Here is a 25,988-nt window from a genome sequence, read left to right as displayed (position 1 = left end):
CTCAGTGCGCTCCTTCCATAACGTGCTCGTACACCTGCTCCCAGGCACCGGGCGTATTGAAATCGATGTGTTCCGCTTCGGCCTCGGCCATGGCCTTGGTCATGGCGAGGAAGTGCTTCGGCACGACGTGCGTGAAGCGCTTCGCGGTCGCGTCCCAGTCCTCGAGCAGGCCCGCGGCGAACGCGGATCCGGTCTCTTCGGCGTGACGCTTGACGAGCCCGCGCACGAGGTCGGAGGTCTCGGCGTCGAGCGGCTCGAAGAGCAGCGCGCCGGACTCGACCGCCTCGGGGTTGACCTGCTTCATGTCGAGGTCGAGCACGTACGTGTTGCCTCCGGAGAAGCCGGCGCCGAAGTTGCGGCCGGTGGGGCCGAGCACGACGACCGTGCCGCCGGTCATGTACTCGCAGCCGTGGTCGCCGACGCCCTCCACGACGAAGGTCGCGCCGGAGTTGCGCACGGCGAATCGCTCGCCCGCCTTGCCGGCGACGAACATCTCGCCGGAGGTGGCGCCGAAGCCGGTGACGTTGCCCGCGATGACGTCCTCATGCGGGTCGAAGGTGATGCCGTTCTCCGGACGCACGATGAGGCGGCCGCCGGACAGGCCCTTGCCGGCGTAGTCGTTGACCTCGCCGTAGACGCGGATGGTCTCGCCGCGCGGGATGAACGCGCCGATCGACTGGCCTCCGGAACCGTGCAGGGTCATGTCGATGGTGTCGTCGGGCAGACCCTCGGCGCCGTAGCGGCGGGTGATCTCGTAGCCGACCATCGTGCCGACGGTGCGGTTGACGTTGCGGATCGGCATCTCGATGCGCACCGGCTCCTTGTGGTCGAGCGCAGGCTCGGCGAGCTCGATGAACTTGTTGTCGAGCGCCTTCTCCAGCTCGTGGTTCTGCGGCTCGGTGTTGTGCAGGATGGTGCCGGGAACCGGACCGGACTGCTTCAACACGTTGGTCAGGTCGACGCCGTCGGACTTCCAGCGCTTGATCGCCTCGTCCTGATCCAGGCACTCGACGTGGCCGACGGCCTCCTCGAGCGTGCGGAAGCCGAGCTGGGCGAGGATCTCGCGCACCTCCTCGGCGATGAACATGAAGAAGTTCACGACGCTTTCGGGCTTGCCGCGGAAGCGGGCGCGCAGCTCCGGATCCTGGGTGGCGATGCCCTGCGGGCAGGTGTTCTTCTGGCAGGCACGCATCATGACGCAGCCCTCGACGATCAGCGCGGCAGTGGCGAAGCCGAACTCCTCGGCGCCCAGCAGCGCGGCGATGACCACGTCGCGGCCGGTCTTGAGCTCGCCGTCGCACTGGACGACGATGCGCGAGCGCAGTCCGTTGAGGATCAGCGTCTGCTGCGTCTCGGACAGGCCGATCTCCCACGGGGTGCCCGCGTGGCGGATCGCGTTGAGCGGGGCCGCGCCGGTGCCGCCGTCGTAGCCGGAGATCAGCACCACGTCGGCATGGCACTTGGCCACGCCGGCCGCGATGGTGCCGACGCCGAACTCGGAGACGAGCTTGACGTGGACGCGGGCCTTCGGGTTGGCCATCTTCGCATCGTAGATCAGCTGCTTGAGATCCTCGATGGAGTAGATGTCGTGGTGAGGCGGCGGGGAGATGAGCTCGACGCCCGGGGTGGCGTGGCGGACCTTGGCGATCCACGGCGGGACCTTGGCGCCCGGCAGGTGGCCGCCCTCGCCCGGCTTGGCGCCCTGGGCGAGCTTGATCTGCAGGTCGGTGGCATGCACGAGGTAGTCGGAGGTGACGCCGAAGCGCGCGGATGCGATCTGCTTGATGCGGCTGTAGCGGCGCGGGTCCTCGATGCGGTCGTCGGACTCGCCGCCCTCGCCGGAGTTGGAGCGGGCGCCGATCTGGTTCATGGCGATGGCGAGCGTCTCGTGCGCCTCCTGCGAGATGGAGCCGTAGCTCATCGCGCCGGTGGAGAAGCGCTTGACGATCTCGCTGGCCGGCTCGACCTCGGAGATGTCGATCGGCTTGCGGCTGTTGTTGAACTTCATCAGACCGCGCAGCGTCATGATCCTGTTGGAGGTGTCGTTGATGTGCGCCGAGTACTTCTTGAACATGTTGTAGTCGCCGCGCTGGGTGGACTGCTGCAGCAGGAAGATGGCCTCGGGGTCGTTCAGGTGGTCCTCGCCGGTGCGACGCCACTTGTAGATGCCGCCGGTCCTCAGGTTGCGGTGCGGGGAGGCGGTCCACTGGTTCGGGTAGGCGACGCGGTGGCGGGAGGCGACCTCCTCGGCGATCTCGTCGAGGCCGACGCCACCCACGCGGGTGGTGGTGCCGGTGAAGTACTCGTCGACGACCTCCTGGCTCAGGCCCACGGCCTCGAACAGCTGGGAGCCGCGGTAGCTCATGATCGTGGAGACGCCCATCTTGGCCATGATCTTGAGCACGCCGGTGGACAGGGCCTTGGTGAGGTTCTTCACTGCGGTGGCCGGATCGACCTTCACGTAGCCTTCGCGCGAGAGATTCTCGACGGATTCGAACGCGAGGTACGGGTTCACGCAGGCCGCGCCGTAGGCGATGAGCAGCGCGACGTGGTGGATCTCGCGCACGTCGCCGGCCTCGACGGCCATGGAGATCTGCGTGCGGGTGTGGCGGCGCAGCAGGTGGTGCTGTACGGCGGAGGTGAGCAGCAGGGACGGGATCGGGCCCCACGTGTGGTTGGAGTCGCGGTCGGACAGCACGATGAAGTTCTTGCCGTTGTCGATCGCCTCGTCGATCTCGGCGAAGATCTCATCGAGACGCTGCTGGAGGGCCTCGCCGCCGCCGGCCACCTGGTAGAGGCCCTTGACGACGTACGGTCGGTAGTAGCCGCCGAGGATGCGCGCCTTGTCAAGGCGCTTCAACTGGGCCATTTCGTCGGAGTTGATGACCGGCAGCGGGATGAGGATCTTCTTGGCGTGCAGCTCAGTGTCGGACAGGAGGTTCGGCTCCGGGCCGATCGCGGACTCGAGGCAGGTGACGACCTCCTCGCGCTCCCAGTCGAGCGGCGGGTTGGTGACCTGCGCGAACTTCTGGTGGAAGTAGTCGAACAGCATGCGGCTGCGCTTGGAGAGCACCGGCAGCGGGGTGTCGTTGCCCATCGAGCCCAGCGGCTCCTTGCCGGTGTTGGCCATCGGCGTCAGGACGATCTTCAAATCCTCCTCGGTGTAGCCGAAGGCGCGCTGGCGGCGCTGGACGGACTGGCCGGAGTGGTTGACGTGCTCGCGGGCGGGCAGGTCGCTCATCTCCACGGAGTTGCCCTCGACCCACTTGCGGTACGGGTGCTGGGAGGCAAGCGTCCTCTTGATCTCCTCATCGGGGATGATGCGGCCCTCGGCGGTGTCGACGAGGAACATCTTGCCGGGCTCGAGACGACCCTTGGAGACGATGTGCTCCTGCTCGATCTCGGGCAGGACGCCGGCCTCGGAGGCGAGGACGAGGTAGCCGTCGTCGGTGAGCTGCCAGCGGCCGGGGCGGAAGCCGTTGCGGTCGAGCAGGGCGCCGACCTGGGTGCCGTCGGTGAAGACGATGTCGGCCGGGCCGTCCCACGGCTCGATGAGCGTGTTGTTGTACTCGTAGAAGGCCTTGAGGTCCGGGTCGAGCTGGTCGTTCTTCTCCCATGCCGGCGGCAGCATCATGCTGATCGCGTGCGGCAGGGAGCGGCCGGCGAGGTGCAGCAGCTCGAGGCACTCGTCGAAGGTGCCGGAGTCGGAGTAGCCGGGCGTGGCGATCGGCAGCAGCGGCTCGAACTCGCCGAGCAGTTCGGAGCTCAGACGTCCCTCACGGGCGGACAGCCAGTTGCGGTTGCCCTGGATGGTGTTGATCTCGCCGTTGTGCGCCAACAGACGGAACGGCTGGGCCAGCGGCCAGCTCGGGAACGTGTTCGTGGAGAAGCGGGAGTGCACGATGGCGATGACGGCCTTCATGCGCTCATCCACCAGATCCGGGAAGAAGTGGGTCAGCTGCATGGTCGTCAGCATGCCCTTGTAGGTGATGGTGCGAGCGGACAGGGAGGCGAAGTAGACGCCCACCTCGTGTTCGACGCGCTTGCGGATGCGGAACGTCTTGCGATCCAGCTCGATGCCGGCGAGGCCGCCTTCCGGATCGGCGACGACCAGCGTCTTGAAGCTCGGCATCGCGGCGAGCGCCTGCAGGCCGAGGCCGTCGGGGTTGGTCGGTACGACGCGCCATGCGAGGACGTCGAGGCCCTCCTCGCGCACGATCCTGGCGATGGCCTGCTCCTGCTGGCCGGAGGTTTCGATGTCACGGTCGAGGAACGCGATGCCGGCGGCGTAGTGGCCGGCATCGGGCAGTTCCGCGGGCACGGTGGCGCGCATGAACTCGTCCGGCATGCTCATCAGGATGCCGGCGCCATCACCCGTGTTCTCCTCGGCGCCCACGGCTCCACGGTGGTCGAGATTGACCAGCACCTCAATGGCGTCCTTGACGATCTTGTGCTCAGGGCGCTTGTTGAGGGTGGTGACCATACCCACACCACAGGCGTCATGCTCGTTGGAAGGGTCATACATGCCGTCCGGAGCATGGACCGTGAGATCAAGCGGGGCTTTAAGTGTCACCGAAATCACCTCAATTATTCGCGAGCGCGCGTTGAGACGCGACTCTTGGGCTTATTGCTGTTGACAGCGTAGCGTCGCGGTGTATCGTTCACGTTTCGCTGTCCATATACCGAATTGGTGAAAAAGTCAATACCCAATTTTACGCGACTCACCGACCCCGGCGCGCTGGGCGCGTTCACAATGCGGTTCGCGGTTTCGGCCGTTCCATGCCTTCGAGCAGAGCGTGAACATAGTCGTGCAGTTCGGGGCGCGTCAGCGTGTGCCCGCGCAGGTACGACCAGTCGAGGACGAGCATCAGGGTGTTGGCATAGTGGTCGGCGATTAGTTCGGCCGGTAGCGCATGGCGCTCCCGGTCGACGCAGGTGCGCATGAGGTCTCGCGAGCGTTCGGCGATAAAGGCTCGCAGGCTGGCGAACATCGGCCCGTCGACCGGATTGTGCTCAAGCACCTCCTTCAGCAGGACGGCGTTGTCCTCGAGCATGTCGGCCATCATGTCGAGCGCGAGGTCCACACGGCGCTCCGGCTCGGCCGACTGGAGGTCACCGATCCTTGATTTTCCGGACAGAGCGGTCCAGCAATAGGTCAGCAGATCATCGCGGTCGTCGAAGTAGTTGTAGAACGTGGCGCGCGGATACGAGCTGCGTTCGCACAGCTCGTTGACACTGATCGACATGAGCGGCTTGGTGCGCAGCAGGTCCATCATCGCACCGGAGAAGGCGTCGAGCGTGCGCAGCGCGCCGCGGGAGAGTTTTGCATTCAGATCCTTTTTCATGTCACGTCCATTTCGTTTTTCTCACTCATCCATTCGGGGCCAATCGGCAACGACACGGGGGACGCCGGCGTGTTGCCAATGATGCCAACGGCTTTACCCTAGCCTATCGTCCAGAATTTTGCAAATGTCTAAAAATGGATTATCGTACAGATCAGATGAAGTTAGACAAGTGCAAAAACTTGGACGTTCATACACAGGAAAGGAACATCATGAACGCAGACCGCACCCCGAAAATCAACTCCGGAATCACATCGGGGATCGTCTCGGGGATCGCAACGCCCCTCACCCTGCCCTGCGGGGTCACGGTGAAGAACCGCTTCTACAAGTCGGCCATGAACGAGGCGCTGGCAGGGCGCGACTGCGCGCCGACCGAACGGCACGTCCGCCTCTACCGCACATGGGCGGAGGGCGGCGCCGGCGTGCTCGTCACCGGCAACGTGATGGTCGACCGCACGCAGCTCGGCGAACCCGGCAACGTCGCGGTCGAGGACGAACGCGATCTGAACATGCTGCGCCGATGGGCCGCGGCGGGAACCCGTAACGGAGCCCATTGCTGGATGCAGATCAACCACCCGGGACGCCAGTCCCCCATCACCATCAACCAGCATCCGTACGCGCCCAGCGGCGGCAAACTGGAAGGGGACTACGGACGGTTCTTCGCCGAACCGACCGCACTCACCGTCGAGCAGATCCACGACATCGTGCGCCGTTTCGCCACGACGGCGCGAATCGCGAAGAAGGCCGGGTTCACCGGCGTGGAGATCCACGCGGCGCACGGCTACCTCATCAACCAGTTCCTCTCGCCCGAGGACAATCGGCGAACCGACGAGTACGGCGGCGACATCGAGCATCGCGCGCGATTCCTGTTCGAGGTGTTCGACGCAGTGCGCGCGGCGGTGGGGCCGAAGTTCCCGGTCGCAGTGAAACTCAACTCCAGCGACGTGCCGATCGCCGTGAAGATCGACGATCGCGGCGGGTCGTTCGCAGGCTTCGATGAGAAGGAGTCCATCTGGGTCATGAAGCAGCTCGAGAAGCGCGGCGTCGACCTGATCGACATCTCCGGCGGCACACTCGAGAAGCCGGTCATCCAAACCAACAGTGGCGCACTCGAGGATCGCAGGCGCGGCGTGTACTTCACCGAATTCGCCAGACGCGTCAAGGGCGAGCTCACCGTGCCGGTGGCGCTGACCGGCGGGTTCCGCAACGCGCGGGACATGGAACGCGCGCTCGACGAGGGAATCACGCAGATGATCGGCATCGCACGCCCGCTGGCCCTCGTGCCCGACCTGCCGAAGCGGATCATCCGCGACCGTTGGGACGGCAGCGTGGACCTGCCGTGGGTGACGACCGGAGTCAAGGCGCTCGACCGTGCGTTCGGCGGCATCCTCGTCATCAGCTGGTTCGAGCTGCAGATGAACCGCATCGGACACGGAAAACGCCCCGATCCGAGGATCGGCGGATTGCGTGCGCTGTGCTTCACGATCGGCAAGCACGGGCCCGCGGCCCTGACGCCTCGCCGGCGCAAGGGCCATCAGTGAACATCCATGACAGATAGCCGAGAAACAACCGGTCGTACGCACGGCGGATGAGGGATATCAGTCATCACGGCATTGAACCGGCTCGATGCCGTGATGATATGGGTGCGTGGATAGTCAGCTCATCCGTCTCGGTTTCAGCGCGTCCTGCAAAGCCTCAAGGAACGCCTCTGCGGCGGGAGACAGCGGATGGCCGTTCTTCCATGCGATCGCGAGGCGCGTGGATACTGCCGGCTCAAATGGTCTGAAGCATAGCCCGCTGTCCGGTGAAGTATCGACCATATCCTGTGGTCCCACGGCGCATGCGAAACCCTCCCGCACGAAGCAGCTGGCGTTGTACATCAGATTCATGGTGCCAACCACATTGATGCGCTTGGCATACCGTCCGAGCCAACCGGACAGATCGCCCCGACCGAGCACTCCTTTCGGCATGATCAGCGGCACCTCCTCGAGGTCTTTCGCGGTGACCGCCGTCCGGGAAGCGAACGGATGGTCATGTCGCATGAGCAATCCCATCGGATCACCTCCCGGCAATGGCAGTGACCCATACCGGCCCATGTCCACCGGCTGTACGAGCACGCCGAAATCGGCAAGTCCGCTGTCGAGCCGTTCCACGATGTTGGCGCCGGAGTCGTCATGCAGGCACACGGTGACTCGCGGATGACGTTCCCGCATCAGCACCGCCGCGCGGGCGACGACGCGCATCACCGCGCTCTGGGCCGCGGCGATGCGCACATCGCCGACTATGACACGACCGGCGAGGATCTCCGCTTTGGCACGGTCCGAAAGGTCGACGATTTCCTGTGCGCGGCGATACATCAGCCGTCCGGCGTCCGTCAGTTCGAGTTCCCTCGCCCTGTTGCCCCTCACGAACAGGGACGAGCCCAGCTCCTCCTCCAGTTCCTTGATCTGCCGCGACAACGCCGGCTGGCTGAGGCGGAGGACGTCGGCCGCCGCGGTCACGCCGCCCTCCTCCACCACCGTCAGGAAATTCCGCAATATCCGCAGTTCCATGTTCACTTCACCATCCTCACGCCGATTTAAGGCACACCAATCGAAACTATATGCATTATAGTTATATAATTTCATTAATCAGCCGTATTTGTTATTCATTCTCACCCCTCCTATCGTTGCTGTCATCCCCTCCGACAACACAGCGAAAGGACCACAACATGGCATCACCCCATTCCACTCGCGACATCATGATCTTGGTCGGCGCCGGGCAGATCGGCATGGCCATCGCCCGCCGCATGGGATACGGCATGTCCATCCTCGTGGCGGACAAGAACCCCGACCACGCCGCCGACATCGCGCAGACCATGACGAACGCCGGCTTTGACGCCCGCCCCGAAACCGTGGACCTCGCCTCGCGCGAGTCCATCACCAAACTCATCAACATGGCGACCTCCCTCGGCGACGTCACCATGTTGGTCAACGCGGCCGGCGTCTCCCCCAGTCAGGCGTCCATCGAGACGATTCTCAACGTGGACCTGTACGGCACGGCCGTACTGCTCGAGGAGGTCGGCAAGGTCATCGCCCCCGGAGGCGTGGGCGTGACGATCTCCAGCCAATCCGGCCACCGCATGAAGCAGCTCACAGCCGAGGAGGACCGCCTGCTCGCCACCACGCCCACCGAGGAGCTGCTCGGACTCGACATGCTGCAGCCCGGCAACATCGCGGACACGCTGCACGCCTACCAGATGGCCAAACGCTGCAACGAGAAGCGCGTGATGGCTCAGGCCGTGGCGTGGGGCGAGCGCGGCGCGCGACTCAACTCGATCTCCCCCGGCATCGTCGTCACGCCGCTGGCCATCGACGAGTTCAACGGACCGCGCGGCGACTTCTACAAGAACATGTTCGCCAAGTGCCCGGCCGGACGCCCCGGCACCGCCGACGAGATCGCCAACGTGGCCGAACTGCTCATGAGCGAGCGCGGCGCGTTCATCACCGGCACCGATGTGCTCGTGGACGGCGGCGCCACCGCCAGCTACTTCTACGGCCCGCTCCAGCCCACCGCGTGATAGCCCCTATAACAGACGATATCAAACCCACGATTGGAAGCGTCGATCCGAATGGCTGGTGCGGGCGAGCGGCAACGAGTACACCATCGTGCGCCCCGGCTGGTTCGGCTACGGATCGCCCGACGAGCGCCGTCTGGTGTTCCTGCAGGGGGACGGACGACGCACCAGCACCCCCGAAGACGGGGCCGTCTCGCGCGACCAGATAGCGCGCACACTGGTGGACGCCCTCGGCTGCGATGCCGCCACGGGCAAGACGTTCGAACTCATCGCCGAGCGCAACGAGGAACAAGCCGACCTCACGCCGTTGTTCGCCGCGTTGGAACCGGACGCTTCCAGTCGCCTCGACGGCGTGCGTGACGAGGACAACTTCCCGCTGTCCGATCAACCACAGCGGGTCCCAGCGGATTTGCGGCACATTTAGTCGATAACCGCGACCGGCACGGCCGCCACAAAGGACGAGTGAACGACTGGCATGGCTTGCCCCAACAGACTTCGCACGAGGACGGGCTGACTCCTACCATTTCTTCTCCGGATGGTATATGTCGCCCGCAATGCAATCACGTTGTCCACCGGCATCGACCGTGGAGACATCGCCGATATGGTTACTGGTTGTCGTAGTGCCCCTTGATTAAGTGTTGAGGAACGTCAAACGACAACCGGTTAGGCCAGACGGCCGTTGGCGTATTGGGTCATATAGTCGATGGCGAGACGTTCGTCGTCGCCGTAGAACCCGTGGCCGGCTCCGGGGATGACCTTAAGCTCATAGGAATATACTAGGCGGCAAAAGACGTTTCGTACAGGACGCGGAATTGGAGGTGCCGGAATGCCGGAGCTGAGTCGGTTCTTCGGAATCATCATTCGCATGATGTATCAGGATGAGAGCGAGCATCATAAGCCGCATGTCCACGTGTACTATGGCGATTTCAAAGCTTCCATTGGCATTGATGGCGAGTTGCTGGCCGGATCGTTGCCTGCGAAACAGTACAAGCTGGTTGCTGCGTGGCTTGTTCTGCATGAGGACGAGCTATACAAGGCATGGAACGAAGCGGCGTCCGGCCGCCCGTTCGACCGAATCAAACCACTTTCGTGAGCCAGTAAAGAAAAGAGATCGCCATGTTTGAGGTGAATGGCATCCTGTATGCGGATGAGCCCACTCGGGAACTGGAGGTACGCTCGGCCCGTATTACCGATGACCACATTATGCTGGTAACGTTCTCCACCGGCGAGACGCGCCTGTGTGACTTCACTGAGATGTATGATGATGTGCCCGCTTTCGCCCCGCTGCGTGAAGAGAAAGTGTTCGAGGATTTCCACATCGATCACGGCGTTCTGACGTGGTGCAACGGCGACATCGATATTTCGCCCTCATACCTGTATGCCCATTCGTATGAGTACACCATTCAAGGAGAACTGGTGTCAGCCTGACGGACAGGTCAATGGCGTTCACGGCGCGATGGCCGAAATCGGACTGTCTTCGTATCGAGTACGCCGATCATGGCCATATCGGTGCCGATGAACGGGACCATCATGGATCCGACGACCCGCTAACACGAATTTCCTCTGGGGTTGCCGAACATCAATGGTTCGGCAACCCCATATGGCATCCTTCGGCTTCGACGGCCGACTTTACAATTTACAGAGCCAGCCCCTCGGCCCACTTGGCGAGTTTGGCTTCGCTTTCGTTTGCGCCCACGCGGCGACCCGGCACCCAGTGGGCGGCGGGGGCCGAATCGTGCAGCTGCACGCCGTCGGCGCCGCGCGTGCTGGACCCGGAAGTCGCGAACGTGACGATGGTCTTCCCGGCCCAATCCTCGCTTTCGAGGAACGTGCGGACGGCGCGCGGCGCGGTCTCCCACCACAGCGGGTATCCGACGAACACCACGTCGTAGTCGTTCACGTCGATCGGCGTCTTCAACGCCGGACGAATGGCGCGGTCGCGATGCTCCACGCTGGAGCGGCTGCCGGAGTCGCGCCAGTCGAGGTCAGCGGCGGTGTACGGCTCGGCGGGTTCGATTTCCTTGAGGTCGGCGCCGATCGCGTGCGCGAGGCGTTCGGCGACCTCACGCGTGGTGCCGGTGGCAGAGAAATACGTGACAAGCATGCGCTTGGACATGATGCTTCCTTTCCTTCATCCCGATACGGGCAGTCTGTCGTTCGATTTCAGTAATACCCACCTCAAGCGCTCGAAGACAAACGCATGCGAGATCGATCAGCGCCGCCGGCCGGTGAAGGGCATGGGCCTGCGATGGGGCGCGACGGCCGTGCCCGCGACCGAGCCGTCGGGTTCGGACACGTCAGCATTGAGGTGGACGGTGAGCGGGCCGAACGGCAGACGCACGCGAATGTCGAACGAATGCCGCGTCCCGTCGCGCATGCCATCCCGGTAGGATGCCACGATTCCCATGACCTTTGCCTTGCCATGGAACGAGGTTCGGGTCATGTCATCGTAGGAGACGATCACAGGGATCGCGATTACGCCCACCGGCGAGTTGAGCCGCACGTCATAGCGGGCGGTGAGCGCCGGGTCGTCGCAGGGATCGGGTGCAAGGCGCGCGGCGGCGGCATCACGAACGGCCCCGGCGATCTTTGGGGCGGCCTCGTGCGGCGGGACGGGCACGCGCACGGCCACATGCCTACGCGGGAAGAGGTCACGCAAGAGCCGCACATGCCACCGTCCGTCCCGCTTCACCGCGACATTCCCCGCGGGCTCGGAAGCCGCCCGGGCCAATGCCGGGATCCCCGCGAGCTTCGGGTTGACGGCGAGCGCATTGCCGGTGAACGCCATGCGCTTCTGCTCCTCGGTGAGCTTGTCGGTCCCTTCCAGCGCCCGAGCCTGACCGAGCACCGCCTCGATGGGCGTGTAGGGGGTGTCCGACCCGTACAGCAGGTGGGTGTCCGGCACGTTGCGTAAAAGGTCGGCGAGCTGCTTGGGCTCACTGAATCCGGCAAGGTCGTAGTACACATGGGACATGGCGTCCATATAGTCGACACGGCGGTCCGGGTCGGCGAAGCGCAGCATGAACGCGAAGCTTTCGAACCGGTCGGCGAGGACGGAGACGAACGCGCCGGCATGCGGCATCACCCAGCGGATGTTCGGGAACTTGACGAACGTGTCCTCCAGCACCATGTTGGTGAAGGCCCGTGTGGTTTCCACGAAGTATTCGAAAGCAGGAAGGGACAGGCCCTCGCACGCGCCGGGCACGGACACGGGCGGCGCGGTGGGATGGACGATCGCCATTGCGCCGCGGTCGTCCAGTTCGCGCATCACCGGATCGAGTCGGGGGTCACCCAGATACACGCCATGGTGGTTGGTCGTCAGTCCCACGCCGTCGGCCTTGAGCTCGTCGAGCGCACGCCGGGCCTCTTCTGCGGACGCCTCGGCCCATGGCAGGGGCAGTGTGGCGATCAGGCCGAACCGGGTCGGGTTCTCGGCGACGATTGCCGCTCCCTGGTCGTTGATCTTCCGTGCCAGCCGCAGACAGTCGTCCGCCTGCGGCAGGAAGACATTCGGCGAGGAGAGCTCCAGATGTGCGTAGGCGATACCGAGCAGGTCCATCTTGTCACGCTGCCAGTCGGGAGTCCAGTAGTCGGGCGTGGGATAACCGTCTGGGCTGCAGGTATAATGCGCGCGCAGGAATTCCAGGTACGCGGGAGGCAGGTAGTGCGACTGGAAGTCGATCTTGCCACGGAAGCGCAGCGGGGCGGCATCATTCGATTCGACCGGATGGTTCATGGTTTTCCTTTCTTTCTCCATTCCCGGCTCATTCCACGCTCTTCAACGCGCCGAGCATGTCCACGTCCTTGAGACGGCGGTACACCACCCAGCCGAGCATGGCGAGCACCGCGACCACAACGGCGAGTGGCACGGCGAACGCGGGCCAGGCGAGGGCCGGGTCGAACATGACCTCGTCCGGCGGCACCTCGGTGATGATGTATCGGTGCAGGCCGGCGCCGAACACGTATCCGGCCAGCACTCCGAACGCGGACAGGACGATCGTTTCGCGATAGATGTACATGGTCGTCTCCCCGGTATGGAAGCCGAGCACCTTGATGGTGGACAGTTCGCGGATGCGTTCGGACACGTTGAGGTTGGTGAGGTTGTAGAGGATCACCACCGCGAGCAGCGCGGCCACTAGGATGAGCACCTCCATGATCTGGTCGAGCGAGTCGACGATCGTGGCCACTTGGTTCTTCATGGTGATGTTCTGCACCACGCCCCTGACTCCGTCCACGGCCATGAGGTCCGCTCCCTGCCTGTTGGCGTTGTCCACGGATGAGTCCTTGAGGCGGACCATGTAGGCGTTGGACTGGTAGTCGGCATCGAACGCACGGCCGTAGCCTCCGGAGGACATGAACATGAAGTGACCGATGTACATTTCGGTCACACCGTCCACACGCACCTGGCGCTTCGCGCCGTCGGGATCCGTCACGGATATGGTGTCCCCGGCCTTGGCGCCGAGCATATCCGCCATACGTTCGGAGATGATCGCGCCGCGGTCAGTCATGACCTGCGGGTCGTGCGAGACACGGTCGCGCAGGGTGATGTAGTCGCCGAAGTTGTAGGCGTCGTCGGTGACGATGAGCGTGATCGTCTGCTTGTCTCCCTGTTTGCCGGCGGTGGTGGTGAGCTCCTCGTAGCGGATTGGCGCGGATTGGTCGATCGCCCTGTTGCCGTCATCCCCGTCCGCCGGGGCGACGGCCTTGGATACGGCGTCGCGCTGGTCCGCGTTGTTGTCTGATTTCTCCGCCACGATCAGGTCGTAGTGTATGATGCCGCCGAACTGGTGCTCGCCGATCTGGCCGATCGACGCCTGTACGCCCAGTCCCGCGGTGAGCAGCGACACTGCGCCGGCCACGCCGAAGATGGTCATGAGTCCGCGCGACTTGTAACGGAACAGGTTGCGGGCCGTGACCTTACGGGTGAAGTTCAGGCGCTCCCACACGGGCGCGATCCGCTCGAGGAGGATCTTCGAGCCCTTGGCGGGAGGCTTGGGCAGGAGCAGCGCGGCGGGCTTCTCCTTAAGCTCGCGGGACGCGGCGATCCACGCGGGGGCCACGGCGCTCGCCCATGCGAGTAGGAACGCGGCGGCGGTCACGCCCGGGTGGAAGTGCAGCTCGATGCGCGGCATGGTGAATCCGGAATCATAGGCGTGGTAGACGATGAGCGGCAGGATGGTGTGCCCGGCCTCCACGCCCAGAATCGTGCCGGCCGTGGAGGCGGAGAAGCCGTAGACGAGGAATTTCTTCATGATGTCCGCGTTCCCATATCCCAACGCCTTAAGGGTCCCGGAATTGGTGCGCTCCTCGTCCACCATGCGGCCCATGGTGGTGAAGGTGACCAGCGCGGCCACGAAGTACAGGAAGATCGGGAAGATGCGCGCGAGCTTCATGACGATGTCCGCGATGATCTCGTACACGCGATATCCCTCGGAGGTGAGTCCCTCACGCCGTCCGTCGATCGAGTACGCGGGCACTTCGAGGGTGTCCACCTTTTCGCTCGCCAGTTTGATCTGACGTTCCGCGTCAGCGATCTGCTTCTCGGCCTCGGGCTTGGCGTCATTGAATTCCTTGAGCTTCTGGTCGTATTCGTCCTCGGCTTTCTCGAGGTCGCGCTGGCCTTGGATCATCTGTGAGGCACCGTCGGACGCCGATCCGGATGCGGCCGTGGAGACGGCGTGCCCGAGTTCGGTCTGCTTGGATGCAAGCAGTTTTTGGGCTTCCGCGATCGCGGCCGCGTTCTTTTGGTACTCCTCGGATCCCTGATCGAGCTTGGCGACCCCTTCGTTGAACTGTTCAAGGCCGCTGTTGTATTGGTTCAGCATGGCGTTGTATGTGTCCGCGGCCGTGTTCCAGTCGGCGAGCGCCTGATCGTACCGCCCCTTGAGGCTTTGGTATGCCTTGCCGGTTATTCCGGTTTTCTCCCATGAAGCGAGGAGACGGCCAGTGGCGTCGAGCGCTGTCTTGGATGCGTCGAGCGCCGCGCGGGCCACGGTGAGCTGCTTGCCGGCCTGATTGAGCTGCAGCCAGGCGAGTTCGAGACTGCCTTGGCCCTGATTGAGTTGCTGTGCGCCGGCAGCGAGCTGGGTTTGGGCGGCGGAGAGCGTGGAGTTGGCGGAAGCGATCTGCGAGGTTGCGCCGGCGAGTTCGGCGGCCGCGGAGGATGCCTGGTCGATGGCGTCGAGCTGGCCTTGGGTAATCTGGTCCTTGCCGGATTCGATCTGCGCCTTGGCGTCGTCAAGCCGGGCTTGGGCGTCCGCGAGCTGCTGTTTGGCGTCGTCCACCTGCTCCTGCGCCTTGGCGATCTGCTCGCGGCGTTCGGAGCGGATGGAGTCGCGGCGGGCGGCGGGCTGGTTGGCGAGCCGCCGGGAGAGCATGGTCTTGTGGTCCTGCACGCGGTCGCGGTAGGCGTCATCCTAGTAGTTCAGTCCGGCTGTATCCTCAAAGGTGACGCGGCCGATCATTGCCACTGACGAGTCGAACGTGCCCGCAGTGACCACGGCGTATCCGTCAAGTTCGCCGGATCCGGCGGTGGACTGTCCCATGTTGAGGTTGGAGACGATGTCGCTGGCCTCCACGAAGCCGACCACGGTGAAGTCGGTCCGTTTGAGCACGGTATCGCCGGCGATGTCCGGCAATTCGGTCACGTGGATGGAGCTACCCACGGCGAACCGGTCACGCTCCCCCGAGTCAAGCGCGATCTCCCCGGCCGCTTGCGGCAGTCGGCCTTCCACGACCTCGTAGGTGGAGACGGTCTCGGGCAGCGAGTGGACGCGCAGGCTGTGGTCGCTGTCCGCGATCGTCACATCCTTGAAGTAGCCGAATTCAGCGTCCTTCACGCCGACGGTTTCGCGGATGATCGCCTCGTCGGCGGCGGTCAGGCCGTAGTCGCTGATCACGGTGACGTCCGCGAGGTTGTGCTCGCCGTAGAACGCGCGGCCGGTGGCACGCATGTCGGGCGCGGTGGCGAACAGACCTACGAGAGCGAACGATCCCAGAATCATGAGGCTCACGATGGAGGCGAACCGTCCCTTGGACTTGGCGAGGGTGGTGCGGATGTCACGCCACAGCATGCGCTTGCGGAGCCTGCGAGGCTTACGGCGCGTCATGGCGTTCACCATTCCAGGTCCTCGATGTCCATGGGGTGCTCGTTGACCTCGATGTCCTTAACTCGCGCGTCGTGCATGTGGATCACACGATCGGCGATGGGCGCGATGGCGGAGTTGTGGGTGACGATCACCACGGTGGCGCCCTTGATTCGGCTCTGGTCCTGCAGGATACGCAGCACCTGCTTGCCGGTGTTGTAGTCGAGCGCGCCGGTCGGCTCGTCGCACAGGAGGATCTTGGGGTTCTTGGCCACGGCACGGGCGATGGCGACGCGCTGCTGCTCGCCGCCGGAAAGCTGCGCCGGGAAGTTGTCGACACGGTCCTTCAGTCCCACGTCCACGAGCGCCTGGACCGGGTCCTGCGCGTCACGCACGATCTCGGAGGCGAGTTCCACGTTCTCCCGGGCGGTGAGGTTGGCCACGAGGTTGTAGAACTGGAACACGAACCCGATGTCGGTGCGGCGGTAGTCGGTCAACTGACGTGCGGTGTAGTTCGAGATGTCCTTGCCGTCGATGATCACCTGTCCCTCGCTGTTGGTGTCCATGCCGCCCAAAATGTTGAGTACGGTCGATTTCCCTGCGCCGGACGAACCGAGGATGATTGCCAGTTCACCCTTCTCGATGCCGAAGCTCACGTCATTGTTGGCGACGATGACGGTGTCTCCCATGTGGTAGCGCTTGTAGCTGTGCACCATCTCGATATATGCCACGGGCCCTTCGCCTCCTTGTGTTCCTTATGGTTGCCTCAACCACTATCAACCACTAAATAAACAACATGTTGATATAATGATGTCGATGATAGGAAGCGTCGGCATATCAGGTCAATCAACAACTCCCGACGATCCGTTCAGATTGAACACTGTCCCCCAAACCGTTCATATCACCATGAATCACCCATTAAAAAGACAACATGTTGATATAATGCATCGGTATCAGCATCCCCAAGCAGCAATGCAGACCCCTGCAGACCCCACGGCGCGGCCACAGTCGACCACACGAATCCAAGGAGCACCACATGCCTTCCACCACACACACCCCGGTATCCGCGAGCACGCCGGCAAAGCGCAACACGAAGACCGAAGCACGAATCAAGGCGGCCTTCACCACGCTGATGCAGTCCAAGGGCTTCGACGCGATGACCGTCAGCGACATCGCCCGCACCGCAGGCATCAACCGCGGCACCTTCTACATGCACTATCTCGACAAGATGGACCTGCGCCAGCAGCTCGTCGACGACGCCATCGAGGATCTGACGCGCATCCTCGTCACCGACGCCGCCTCCCCTGATCGTGATCGGAAAGCCGTCTCCCTTGGCGGGAACGCCACCGCACCGCACCGGGGCAAGGCCATCTGCGACGCGTTCCAGTCGGCATCCATAGCCGACGCCCTGCGCTACATCCGCGACGACTACGCCTTCTTCAGCGTCGTCTCCCGCTCCGGCAACGACATGCAGCTCTACTACCGCATGAAAGAGGTGCTCAAGCGTCTCATCGTCGCGCAGGCGACACGGTTCGGCGCCGAACCGAAGACCGATTACAACGGCATCCCCGCCGACTACGCGATGGAGATCCTCGTCTCCGCGGTCTCCTCGATCATCTGGCTGTGGATCCGCCGCGGGTGCAAGGAGAGCCCGGAGGAGATCTGCCGAATCATCGAGGTCAACAAGACCACCGCACCGGTGGACATCCTGTGGTGAGCATCACGAGCGTCACGAGTGCCACCCGCCGGAGCGCCTCGCCAAACGCGATCACGGATCAACGCCCGGAGGCAAGTCCTTCGAGCCATATACGCATACGGTTCAGGCCTTCGGCGGTGTCCTCCCGCGTACCCACGTAGGACAATCGCACATACCCGGCGCCGCGAGCGCCGAAGCCGGATGCCGGCGTGACCACGACCTTGCCTTCGCCGAGCAGACGCACCGCGAACGTATGGTCATCCATGCCTGTCGCCGTGACGTTGACGAGCACGTAGAACGCACCATCCGGAACATCGCAGCGGACCAGCGGCATATCGGCGATCGCATCGACCACCATGTCGCGGTTGGCACGGTAAGCGTTCTTCATCGTCGCGAGGATGTCCGACGAGCCTTCAAGAGCCGCGACCGCACCGGCCTGCAACGCGCCGGGCACGCAGGAGACGACGTTCTCCTGCATCACCATCATCCGGTCGATGACCTTCTTCGGGCCGAAGACGCAGCCGATGCGCCAGCCGGTCATCGCGTATGTCTTGGAGAAGGAGTCCACGACGAGCGTGCGTTCCTTCATGCCGGGAATCTGCGCGATGGACATGCAAGGAGTGCCATCGTCGTAGACGAATGCGCGGTATACCTCGTCGCTGATCACCCACAGATCGTGCCGTTTCGCCACATCGGCGATGCGCGCGAGCTCGCCGGGCTCGATGATCGCACCGGTCGGATTGGACGGAGAGTTGAGCAGCAAGGCGCGCGACCGCGGAGTCACCTCGGCCTCCACGTCCTCGGCCCGCATGCGCCATCCGTTGTTCTCATGCAGCGGCACCGGTACGACGCGCGTCTGCGTCATCTGCGCCTGACCGAAGTAGTTCGCGTATCCGGGATCGGGGATGAGGATGTCATCGCCCGGATCCATCGTGGCGGTCATCGCAAGGAACACACCCTCCATGCCTCCGGCGGTGATGATGATCTCCGATTCGGGGACGTAGTGCGTGCCGTCGGCTCGTTTGCGGGCATCGCACCATGCACGGCGCAGCGCCTCCGCTCCCCTGTTCGGCGTGTAATGCGTGTCGCCGGCGAGCGCCGCCCGGTATGCCGCGTCGATCATCGGCCGGGGCGTGTCGAATCCCGGCTCGCCGATCGCGAAGGAGATCGCATCGGTCACATGCGAGGCGAATTCGAACATCTCGCGCACCGACGGGTACAGCGCCTCGCGGGCGCGGTTCGATATCTCCGGCATGGCTGCTGCGTCCTCCCCGAACTGATAACGGCAGATATTGCGTTATTGCGTATCGCAAGTATGGCGCCGATGGTAGCGCAGCCATGTTTCGGCACGGCAATTCTCAATCACAGCGACAATCGGCAGGGCCACGGCGGGACTACGATGACGCATATGACCGATAGCACCACAGACACCGTAAACCAGACTCCCGCGGAAGACCTGCCGATCAGGCTCGAGGCGGGTCAGACAGCACCGGACTTCACGCTTCCGGCGGTCGAACCGGACGGCACGGAATCGACGATCTCACTTGCCGATCTGACCAAGCAGGGCCGCAAGGTGATCCTCTACTTCTATCCGGCGGCGATGACGCCCGGCTGCACCACCGAAGCGTGCGATTTCCGCGACAACATGGCCCGTCTGGGCACGCTCGGGTACACGGTGCTGGGCGTCTCGAAGGATCCGATGACCAAGCTGCAGCGGTTCCGCGAGCGCGATCACCTGTCGTTCCCGCTGCTTTCCGACCCGGAGCTCAGCGTACATAAGGCGTACGCCGCTTGGGGCGAGAAGAAGCTGTACGGCAAGACGCATGTCGGGGTCATCCGTTCCACGTTCGCCATCGACGAGCACGGCGTCATCACCTTGGCGCGTTACAACGTGCGCGCCAAGGGACACGTGGATGCGCTCATCAAGCGGCTGGGAGACTGAGCTACCGCTCCTCCTCCGGGTAGGTCATCTTCCACTGGCCGACGCGGATCTCGGACATCATGGCCATCACATCGCGCGTGTAGTCCAGATGCATGACGGACGGGTCGCCGGCGATCGCCGTCTCCATATCGACCACCTCATAGGAGAGCGCATCGGCGGTACGCCCCGCTTCCACCACCTCCGTGCGGCCGTCATCCACCCATGTGATGGTGGCGCGCTCACCGCGCGGATAGTCGACGACCTCCACATAGGCCCTGTCGAACACGGCGAGTCCGCGCTTGGGCTGCTTGGCATGCAACGACAGCGTGACCGTGGCCATCTGGCCGTGAGGATTGGCCAGGAGGATGCCGGCCTGCTCGTCCACGCCGGTGGGGGCGGTCTTGACCTGCGAGAGAATCCGGTCAGGCTTGGAATCCATGAACCAGCGGACGAAGGAAAGCGCATACACGCCGATGTCGAGCATGGCGCCGCCCGCGAGGTTGCGGTTGAAGAAGCGGTTGGCCATGTCGTACTCCTTGTAGGAGCCGAAGTTCATCTGCAGGAGCTTCAGCTCGCCGAGCGCACCGGAGTCGATGATCTCGCTGAGCTTCCTGTAGAGCGGCATATGGTAGATGGTCATGGCCTCGGCGAGCACCACATGGTTGGCCTCGGCGAGTGCGACCGCCTCATCCAGTTCGTCGGCATTGAGCGTGATGGACTTCTCGCACAGCACGTGCTTGCCGGCTGCGAGCGCCTTGCGCAGGAACCCGATATGCGTGTTGTGCGGGGTGGAGACGTAGATCACGTCCACGTCCGGGTCGTCGAACACATCGTCGATGTGCTCGTAGACCTTGCCGATGCCGTATTTCTCAGCGAAGGCGACCCCCTTGGCGTGCGTGCGGTTGGCCACCGAGTACAGCCTGCGGCCGTTGGATTCCAACGCCTGCTCCAGCTGGTTGGCGATGACGCCACATCCCAGAGTTGCCCAATTGAGTTCGCGTGTTGCCGTCATCATCGTCGATTCCTTTCCACCGTCACATTGTTTCGGCATACTTCTTTGCGTATCTCATCTATATAATATGCCATATTTGCTTTCCATGAGGGAAGTACAGGAAGGTGGGAATGGTTGAGATCAACAGAAAGGGCCGTGCCGCGGGACTCAGCGACGGATCCTCACGCAATCGCACTCACGCAATCACACTGAGCCCCCGAATCCGGAGGACTCACACGCCGGCGAGGTCGAAGAGGCGTTCGATGACGGCGTCGTTGAGCAGACGGCCCTTGCGGGTGGGAACGACGCGGACACCGGAGTCTCCGGCATCACGGGAATCCTGGGTCAAGGTGATGAGTCCCTCGTCGACCATCGGCATGAGTTGCGCGGGGTCGATGGGCTTGAGGCTCGAGGAGACGGCCGCCCCGCTACCAGCGGCTGAGGCGATGGCACGGTTGATGCGGTCCAGATCGAGCCCTTCGCGGATGCGCAGGCCCAGCATGATGAGCTCTTCGAGATTCTCGTCCGGGGTGATCTCCTCGCTGCCCGCCCACGGCACACGACCTTCGTTGATGGCCGCGCCCCACAGGCGCGGGTGCGCGATGTCCCATGAGCGCAGGGCGTTCATGCCCGTGATCTGTTCCCTCGGCTGGGCCAACGCCGTCTCTCCCCCAGTCAGCTGCGCTGACAGCCCCCTCGTCAGAGGGGGCCGGGCACCCGCATCGGCGCACGCGTTGTAGTGCGAGTGGGCGCCGGGCCCGAGCCCTGCCCAGTCGACGTTCCTCCAGTAGCCGAGGTTGTGACGGCTCTCGTATCCGGGCTTCGCCCAGTTCGAGATCTCGTACCATTCGAGACCGGCGGCGGAAAACAAATCGTCGGCGATCTCGTACTTGGCGGCCTCGTCGTCGTCATCAGGCTTGGGCAGTGTGCCCGCAGCGATCCGGCGCCCCATCTTCGTGGTCGGTTCGACGGTCAGCGCGTAGGCGGAGATGTGGTTGACGCCGAGGCCGATGGCCGTCTCGACCGAGGCGCGCCAGTCGTCGAGACTCTCCCCCGGCGCCCCGTAGATGAGATCGACGCTGGTTCGAAGGCCTGCGGCGTCCGCGGCGCGCACGCCCGCCTCGACGTTCGCGGGCGTGTGCGTGCGGTCCAAGGTCTTCAGCACATGCGGCACCGCGGATTGCATGCCGAAGGAGACGCGCGTGAAACCACCCTCGGCGAGACGGTTGATGTAGTACTCGTTGACGGTGTCCGGATTGGCCTCGGTGGTGATCTCCGCGCCGGGCGCGAGTCCCCAGATGCGTCGGATCGCATCCAGCATGGACACCAGATCATCCGCGGAGAGGATGGTGGGCGTGCCGCCACCGAAGAACACGGTATCCGCCGGCGGTTCGTTGACGCCGTGGGCCTCCTGCCATTCACGCACAAATTCCATCTCGCGAATGACCATGTTCGCGTAGTTGCCGCGCGAGGCCCCGGCGCCTAAATCGACCGCCGTATATGTGTTGAAGTCACAGTAGCCACAACGCCGAAGGCAGAACGGCACATGAATGTACACCTCAAACGACATTCCGATTGCCCTCCCCTCATTTCCTAGGCAGATTTCGCATTCCTTAGGCAGCCGCCCCTCGGATACCGATACGAACACCCTTGGAAAGACAGGGATTTTGAACCGTCTCCGGACCAACACCTGCCTAGGAAACGATAAAAGTGCCTAAGTTTTGCGAATCCGTTCCGGCTCAGCCTTCGGTCTTCTGGGCGGCGCGGATCTTGTCCTTAGTGTCCCGGTCGTTGGAGTCCTCGCCTGTGGACAGTGCGGCGATGAACGCCTCCTGCGGCACCTCGACATGGCCGAGCATCTTCATGCGCTTCTTACCGGCCTTCTGCTTCTCGAGGAGCTTGCGCTTACGGGTGATGTCGCCGCCGTAGCACTTGGCGAGCACATCCTTGCGCAAGGCGCGGATGTTCTCGCGCGCGATGATGCGCGAGCCGATCGCAGCCTGAATCGGGATCTCGAACTGCTGGCGCGGAATGAGCTCGCGCAGCTTCTTGGTCATCATCACGCCGTAGCTGTACGCCTTGTCGCGGTGGACGATGGCGCTGAACGCGTCGACCTTCTCGCCCTGGATGAGGATGTCGACCTTGACGAGGTCGGCCGACTGCTCGCCGTCCTCGTGATAGTCGAGCGAGGCGTAGCCCTTCGTACGGGACTTCAGCTGGTCGAAGAAGTCGAAGACGATCTCGGCGAGCGGGATGCGGTAATGCATCTCGACGCGATCGGTGGAGATGTACTCCATCGTGCCCATCTGGCCGCGGTGATCCTGGCACAGATCCATGACCGAGCCGATGAACTCCTTGGGGGTGATGATGTCGGCGGCGACCATCGGCTCGACGATCTTCTTGATCTTGCCGTCCGGGAACTCGCTCGGGTTGGTCACGTGATGCTCGGAACCGTCCTCGGCGGTCACGTCGTAGGTGACGTTCGGGGCGGTCTGGATGAGGTCCAAGCCGAACTCACGGGAAAGACGTTCGTTGACGATCTCCATGTGCAACAGGCCCAAGAAGCCACAGCGGAAACCGAAGCCCAGCGCCACGGACGTCTCCGGCGTGTAGATGAGCGCGGCGTCGTTGAGCTTGAGCTTGTCGAGCGCGTCGCGCAGCTCGGGGAACTGGGCGTTGTCGATCGGGAACAGGCCGGCGTACACCATCGGCTTGGGGTCGCGGTAGCCGGGCAGCGGCTCGGTGGCCGGGCGCACGGCGGAGGTCAGGGTGTCGCCGACCTTGGACTGGCTCACGTCCTTCGCGCCGGTGATGATGTAGCCGACCTCGCCGGCGCCAAGCGCCTTGGTGCGGGTCATGTCGGGGCTGATCACGCCGATCTCGATCGGATCGTGGGTCATGCCGATGCCCATCATGTGCACCTTCTCGCGATCGTGCAGTTCGCCGTCCTCCATACGGATGTAGGTGACGATGCCGCGGTAGGAGTCGTACACGGAGTCGAAGATCAGGGCTCGCGCCGGAGCCTCGGGGTCGCCGTGAGGCGCGGGGACCTCCATGACGATGCGGTCGAGCAGGTCCGCCACTCCTTCGCCGGTCTTGCCGGAGACACGCAGCACATCGCTAGGCTCACAGCCGATGAGACCGGCGATCTCCTCGGCGTGCTTGTCCGGTTCGGCGCTGGGCAGGTCGATCTTGTTGAGCACCGGAATGATGGTCAGGTCGTGGTCGACGGCCATGTACAGGTTGGACAGCGTCTGCGCCTCGATGCCCTGCGTGGCGTCGACGAGGAGGACCGCGCCCTCGCACGCGGCGAGCGCTCGGGAGACCTCGTAGGTGAAGTCGACGTGACCGGGGGTGTCGATCATGCCAAGCGTGTATTCGGTGCCGTCGAAGGTCCACGGCACGCGCACGGCCTGCGATTTGATGGTGATGCCGCGCTCCTGCTCGATGTCCATGCGATCGAGGAAGCGGTCTCGCATCTCGCGTTCGGGCACGATGCCGCTCAACTGCAGGATGCGGTCGGCCACGGTGGACTTGCCGTGGTCGATGTGCGCGATGATGCAGAAATTACGGATCAACGACTGATCGGTGGAACCGGGCTGGTTGTGCTGGCTGACCACTGAACGTGCCTCCTACCTTGCTTGTCAAGCCTTACTCAAGTCAAACGAAACCAGTGTACTCGACGCGAAAGACCCCGCGAACCGGACGGGTTCACGGGGTCTTTACGGCAATGTCGCCGTTGACGGCGACTCACACCCTTACAGGATCACCGGGTGTTCACTCACAGAGCGTTGATCGCGACGGCGAGGCCGGACTTGCGGTTCGCGGCCTGGTTCTTGTGGATCACGCCGGCGCCGGCGGCCTTGTCGAGCTTCTGGGCGGCGACCTTGAAGGCGGCCTCGGCGGCGGCCTTGTCACCGGACTCGATGGCCTTGCGGGTGTTGCGGATCGCGGTCTTCAGCGCGGACTTGACGGCCACGTTACGCTTGTGCGCCTTCTCGTTGGTGAGGACGCGCTTCTTCTGCGACTTGATGTTTGCCAATGTAACTCCAAACGACGTTTGCTATAAGGACATACGAGACGTAGATGATAGCACGCAGCGAGGATAAACGACGCGACACTCGCACCCTGCCGTTGCGGGCGTCAGTCTCCGCCCCGACGGGGCTTGTCATCATGTCCCGTACGTCGGCCCTCACCGGCCTTATCTGTCTTGTGGGGAGTGATGTCCGGACGCCTGAGGTATCGGGCCTCGCCGGGCAGGTAGACGGTATGGCGCTCCATCGCACCGGGAAGTTTGATGTTGAAGATCACCGACGACAGACGCATGCCGACGACCAAGGCGATGATGACCAGATCGAGCGCGATCTCCTGCTCCGCGTTGAGCAGACCGGCCATGCGCCCCTTGCACACGAACACGTCGATGATGCATCCGACGGCCGAGGGCACGGCATACCAGTGCTTGTCGCGGATGATCATCGGCACGTCGTTGAGCAGCATGTCGCGCACCAATCCGCCGCCGAGCGCGGTCGCCATGCCGAGAAACACCGAGGTCATGCCGGAGGCGCCGAGATACATGGCCTTGGACGTGCCGATCACGGCGAACAGGCCGAGCGCCAACGCGTCCAGGGTCAGCATCGACCATTTGAGCTTATCGACCTCGAGGTGCAGCACGGCGATGGCGACTCCGGAAGCCAGCGCGGAGAGCACGGACCACCGGTCGGTGATGCCCACCGGCGGCACCTCGAGGAGCACGTCACGCAGGATACCGCCTCCCAACGCGGTCAGCCACGCGGTCACGAGGATGGCGAACAGGTCGTAGTTCTTGTGCACGGCCGCAAGTCCGCCGACCAGTCCGCAGCAGAACACCGCAAGGTATTCCACCAGCATGAAGAACATGTTGCTCTCCAGCGCCAGCTGCATGGTGTCTTCCTCCCTCCGGTGAAACCCTCATGGACACATGGACACGGAACCTCATGGAACCGCACAACAAGCTACCACAGGCCGCCGGCGCCCCGGCGCGTTCCGCAAGCCGACCGCATGCCACATGTCAGCGAAACGAACTGGCTCGGGCGTTATGGACGGCGATAATCGTGCGCAGGTCCGGCTGGTCTGATGTCGGGTTGAGCACCTTCCACCCAATACCTCCCATCTGCGTCCCCATTTCCGTCTCTCAGCGTCACTTATTCCCGAAATAAGCCCATCTCCCGGGAATAAGTGACGCTGCACCGGAGCCAGCGTCACCTTTTACCGAACACTGGAGAAATCCCGGGAATATGTGACGCTGACCAGGGGCCGACGTCACAGAGGCCGACGTCAAAGAGGCCAACGTCACAGAGGCTGACGTCACAGGGGCCGACGCCGGGGACCAACACCACGGGGGCCAACGCCGCCTTTTAC

General features: G+C 63.6%; 21 protein-coding genes. 7 read left to right on the top strand and 14 right to left on the bottom strand.

All coding sequences use genetic code 11. From position 1 onward, the window contains the following. Position 1 precedes the first annotated feature (1 nt). The gene (gene gltB / locus BW11_RS03875; protein ID WP_140444735.1) at positions 2-4,573 is read right to left on the bottom strand and encodes a glutamate synthase large subunit; all 4,572 of its coding nucleotides are present in this window, start codon (positions 4,571-4,573) and stop codon (positions 2-4) included. Between the two features lie 175 nt (positions 4,574-4,748). Further along, complete coding sequence (locus BW11_RS03865; protein WP_140444734.1) at positions 4,749-5,345, bottom strand: TetR/AcrR family transcriptional regulator; 597 nt, start codon at positions 5,343-5,345, stop codon at positions 4,749-4,751. Positions 5,346-5,554: 209 nt separating this feature from the next. On the opposite strand from BW11_RS03865, the gene BW11_RS03860 reads away from it, so the two are divergent. After that, positions 5,555-6,883 carry an NADH:flavin oxidoreductase/NADH oxidase family protein gene (locus BW11_RS03860; RefSeq protein WP_140444733.1) on the top strand — a complete coding sequence of 443 codons (1,329 nt, stop codon included), beginning with the start codon at positions 5,555-5,557 and terminating at the stop codon, positions 6,881-6,883. 114 nt (positions 6,884-6,997) lie between these two features. On the opposite strand, the gene BW11_RS03855 is transcribed toward BW11_RS03860, so the two are convergent. Beyond that, positions 6,998-7,894: a LysR family transcriptional regulator gene (locus tag BW11_RS03855; RefSeq protein ID WP_107043577.1), complete on the bottom strand. Its 897-nt coding sequence runs from the start codon at positions 7,892-7,894 to the stop codon at positions 6,998-7,000. Positions 7,895-8,052: 158 nt separating this feature from the next. Between BW11_RS03855 and BW11_RS03850 the strand changes: the two genes are divergently transcribed. The 4 genes from BW11_RS03850 (at position 8,053) to BW11_RS03835 (ending at position 10,326) form a co-directional block, all read left to right on the top strand. Next, the gene (locus BW11_RS03850) at positions 8,053-8,901 is read left to right on the top strand and encodes an SDR family oxidoreductase (protein ID WP_107043578.1); all 849 of its coding nucleotides are present in this window, start codon (positions 8,053-8,055) and stop codon (positions 8,899-8,901) included. Next, positions 8,837-9,322, top strand: a complete 486-nt coding sequence (locus tag BW11_RS03845; protein ID WP_140444732.1) for an NAD(P)H-binding protein — start codon at positions 8,837-8,839, stop codon at positions 9,320-9,322. Before BW11_RS03850 ends, BW11_RS03845 begins: the two co-directional genes overlap by 65 nt. Positions 9,323-9,724: 402 nt before the next feature. Beyond that, complete coding sequence (locus BW11_RS03840) at positions 9,725-9,991, top strand: DUF4160 domain-containing protein (RefSeq protein ID WP_107043580.1); 267 nt, start codon at positions 9,725-9,727, stop codon at positions 9,989-9,991. Between the two features lie 23 nt (positions 9,992-10,014). Further along, positions 10,015-10,326 (top strand): DUF2442 domain-containing protein, encoded by a 312-nt coding sequence (locus BW11_RS03835; RefSeq protein WP_107043581.1) that lies wholly within the window; start codon positions 10,015-10,017, stop codon positions 10,324-10,326. Positions 10,327-10,534: 208 nt separating this feature from the next. Here BW11_RS03835 and BW11_RS03830 read toward each other — a convergent pair whose 3' ends face one another. From BW11_RS03830 to BW11_RS03815, 5 genes are all read right to left on the bottom strand, one after another. Continuing rightward, a complete protein-coding gene (locus tag BW11_RS03830) occupies positions 10,535-11,014 on the bottom strand; it encodes a flavodoxin (protein WP_107043582.1) in 480 nt (159 codons plus the stop codon). A 96-nt stretch (positions 11,015-11,110) separates the two neighbouring features. Next, positions 11,111-12,655, bottom strand: coding sequence for an amidohydrolase family protein (locus BW11_RS03825; RefSeq protein WP_140444731.1), 1,545 nt, complete (start codon positions 12,653-12,655; stop codon positions 11,111-11,113). A 7-nt stretch (positions 12,656-12,662) separates the two neighbouring features. Next, entirely contained in the window at positions 12,663-15,293 is a 2,631-nt protein-coding gene (locus BW11_RS03820) for an FtsX-like permease family protein (protein WP_258184532.1), read from the bottom strand. A gap of 21 nt (positions 15,294-15,314) precedes the next feature. Continuing rightward, on the bottom strand, positions 15,315-16,019 hold the full coding sequence (locus BW11_RS11775) for a hypothetical protein (RefSeq protein ID WP_258184531.1): 705 nt from the start codon (positions 16,017-16,019) through the stop codon (positions 15,315-15,317). Beyond that, on the bottom strand, positions 16,013-16,714 hold the full coding sequence (locus tag BW11_RS03815; protein ID WP_107043584.1) for an ABC transporter ATP-binding protein: 702 nt from the start codon (positions 16,712-16,714) through the stop codon (positions 16,013-16,015). The genes BW11_RS11775 and BW11_RS03815 overlap by 7 nt, the downstream gene beginning before the upstream one ends. A 305-nt stretch (positions 16,715-17,019) precedes the next feature. Between BW11_RS03815 and BW11_RS03810 the strand changes: the two genes are divergently transcribed. After that, positions 17,020-17,700: a TetR/AcrR family transcriptional regulator gene (locus tag BW11_RS03810; RefSeq protein ID WP_140444730.1), complete on the top strand. Its 681-nt coding sequence runs from the start codon at positions 17,020-17,022 to the stop codon at positions 17,698-17,700. A gap of 58 nt (positions 17,701-17,758) precedes the next feature. Here the strand turns inward: BW11_RS03810 and BW11_RS03805 are convergent, their stop codons facing one another. Continuing rightward, positions 17,759-18,934, bottom strand: a complete 1,176-nt coding sequence (locus BW11_RS03805; protein ID WP_140444729.1) for a pyridoxal phosphate-dependent aminotransferase — start codon at positions 18,932-18,934, stop codon at positions 17,759-17,761. A 144-nt stretch (positions 18,935-19,078) separates the two neighbouring features. On the opposite strand from BW11_RS03805, the gene bcp reads away from it, so the two are divergent. Beyond that, the gene (gene bcp / locus BW11_RS03800; protein WP_375137627.1) at positions 19,079-19,621 is read left to right on the top strand and encodes a thioredoxin-dependent thiol peroxidase; all 543 of its coding nucleotides are present in this window, start codon (positions 19,079-19,081) and stop codon (positions 19,619-19,621) included. A 1-nt stretch (position 19,622) separates the two neighbouring features. On the opposite strand, the gene BW11_RS03795 is transcribed toward bcp, so the two are convergent. The 5 genes from BW11_RS03795 to BW11_RS03775 form a co-directional block, all read right to left on the bottom strand. Beyond that, on the bottom strand, positions 19,623-20,615 hold the full coding sequence (locus BW11_RS03795; protein WP_219846717.1) for a Gfo/Idh/MocA family protein: 993 nt from the start codon (positions 20,613-20,615) through the stop codon (positions 19,623-19,625). 208 nt (positions 20,616-20,823) lie between these two features. Then, positions 20,824-22,161, bottom strand: coding sequence for a radical SAM family heme chaperone HemW (gene hemW / locus BW11_RS03790; protein WP_140444727.1), 1,338 nt, complete (start codon positions 22,159-22,161; stop codon positions 20,824-20,826). Positions 22,162-22,330: 169 nt separating this feature from the next. Then, complete coding sequence (gene lepA / locus BW11_RS03785) at positions 22,331-24,211, bottom strand: translation elongation factor 4 (protein ID WP_140444726.1); 1,881 nt, start codon at positions 24,209-24,211, stop codon at positions 22,331-22,333. A 161-nt stretch (positions 24,212-24,372) separates the two neighbouring features. After that, positions 24,373-24,633 carry a 30S ribosomal protein S20 gene (rpsT, locus tag BW11_RS03780; RefSeq protein ID WP_140444725.1) on the bottom strand — a complete coding sequence of 87 codons (261 nt, stop codon included), beginning with the start codon at positions 24,631-24,633 and terminating at the stop codon, positions 24,373-24,375. Positions 24,634-24,734: 101 nt separating this feature from the next. Continuing rightward, positions 24,735-25,511 carry a trimeric intracellular cation channel family protein gene (locus tag BW11_RS03775; protein ID WP_181162480.1) on the bottom strand — a complete coding sequence of 259 codons (777 nt, stop codon included), beginning with the start codon at positions 25,509-25,511 and terminating at the stop codon, positions 24,735-24,737. Between the last annotated feature and the right edge of the window lie 477 nt (positions 25,512-25,988).

This window comes from Bifidobacterium sp. UTCIF-38, from assembly GCF_006454495.1.
Classification (GTDB): Bacteria; Actinomycetota; Actinomycetes; order Actinomycetales; family Bifidobacteriaceae; genus Bifidobacterium; species Bifidobacterium callitrichos.
Note: the sequence above shows the minus strand (reverse complement) of the source record. Positions and strands in the feature narration are given on the sequence as shown.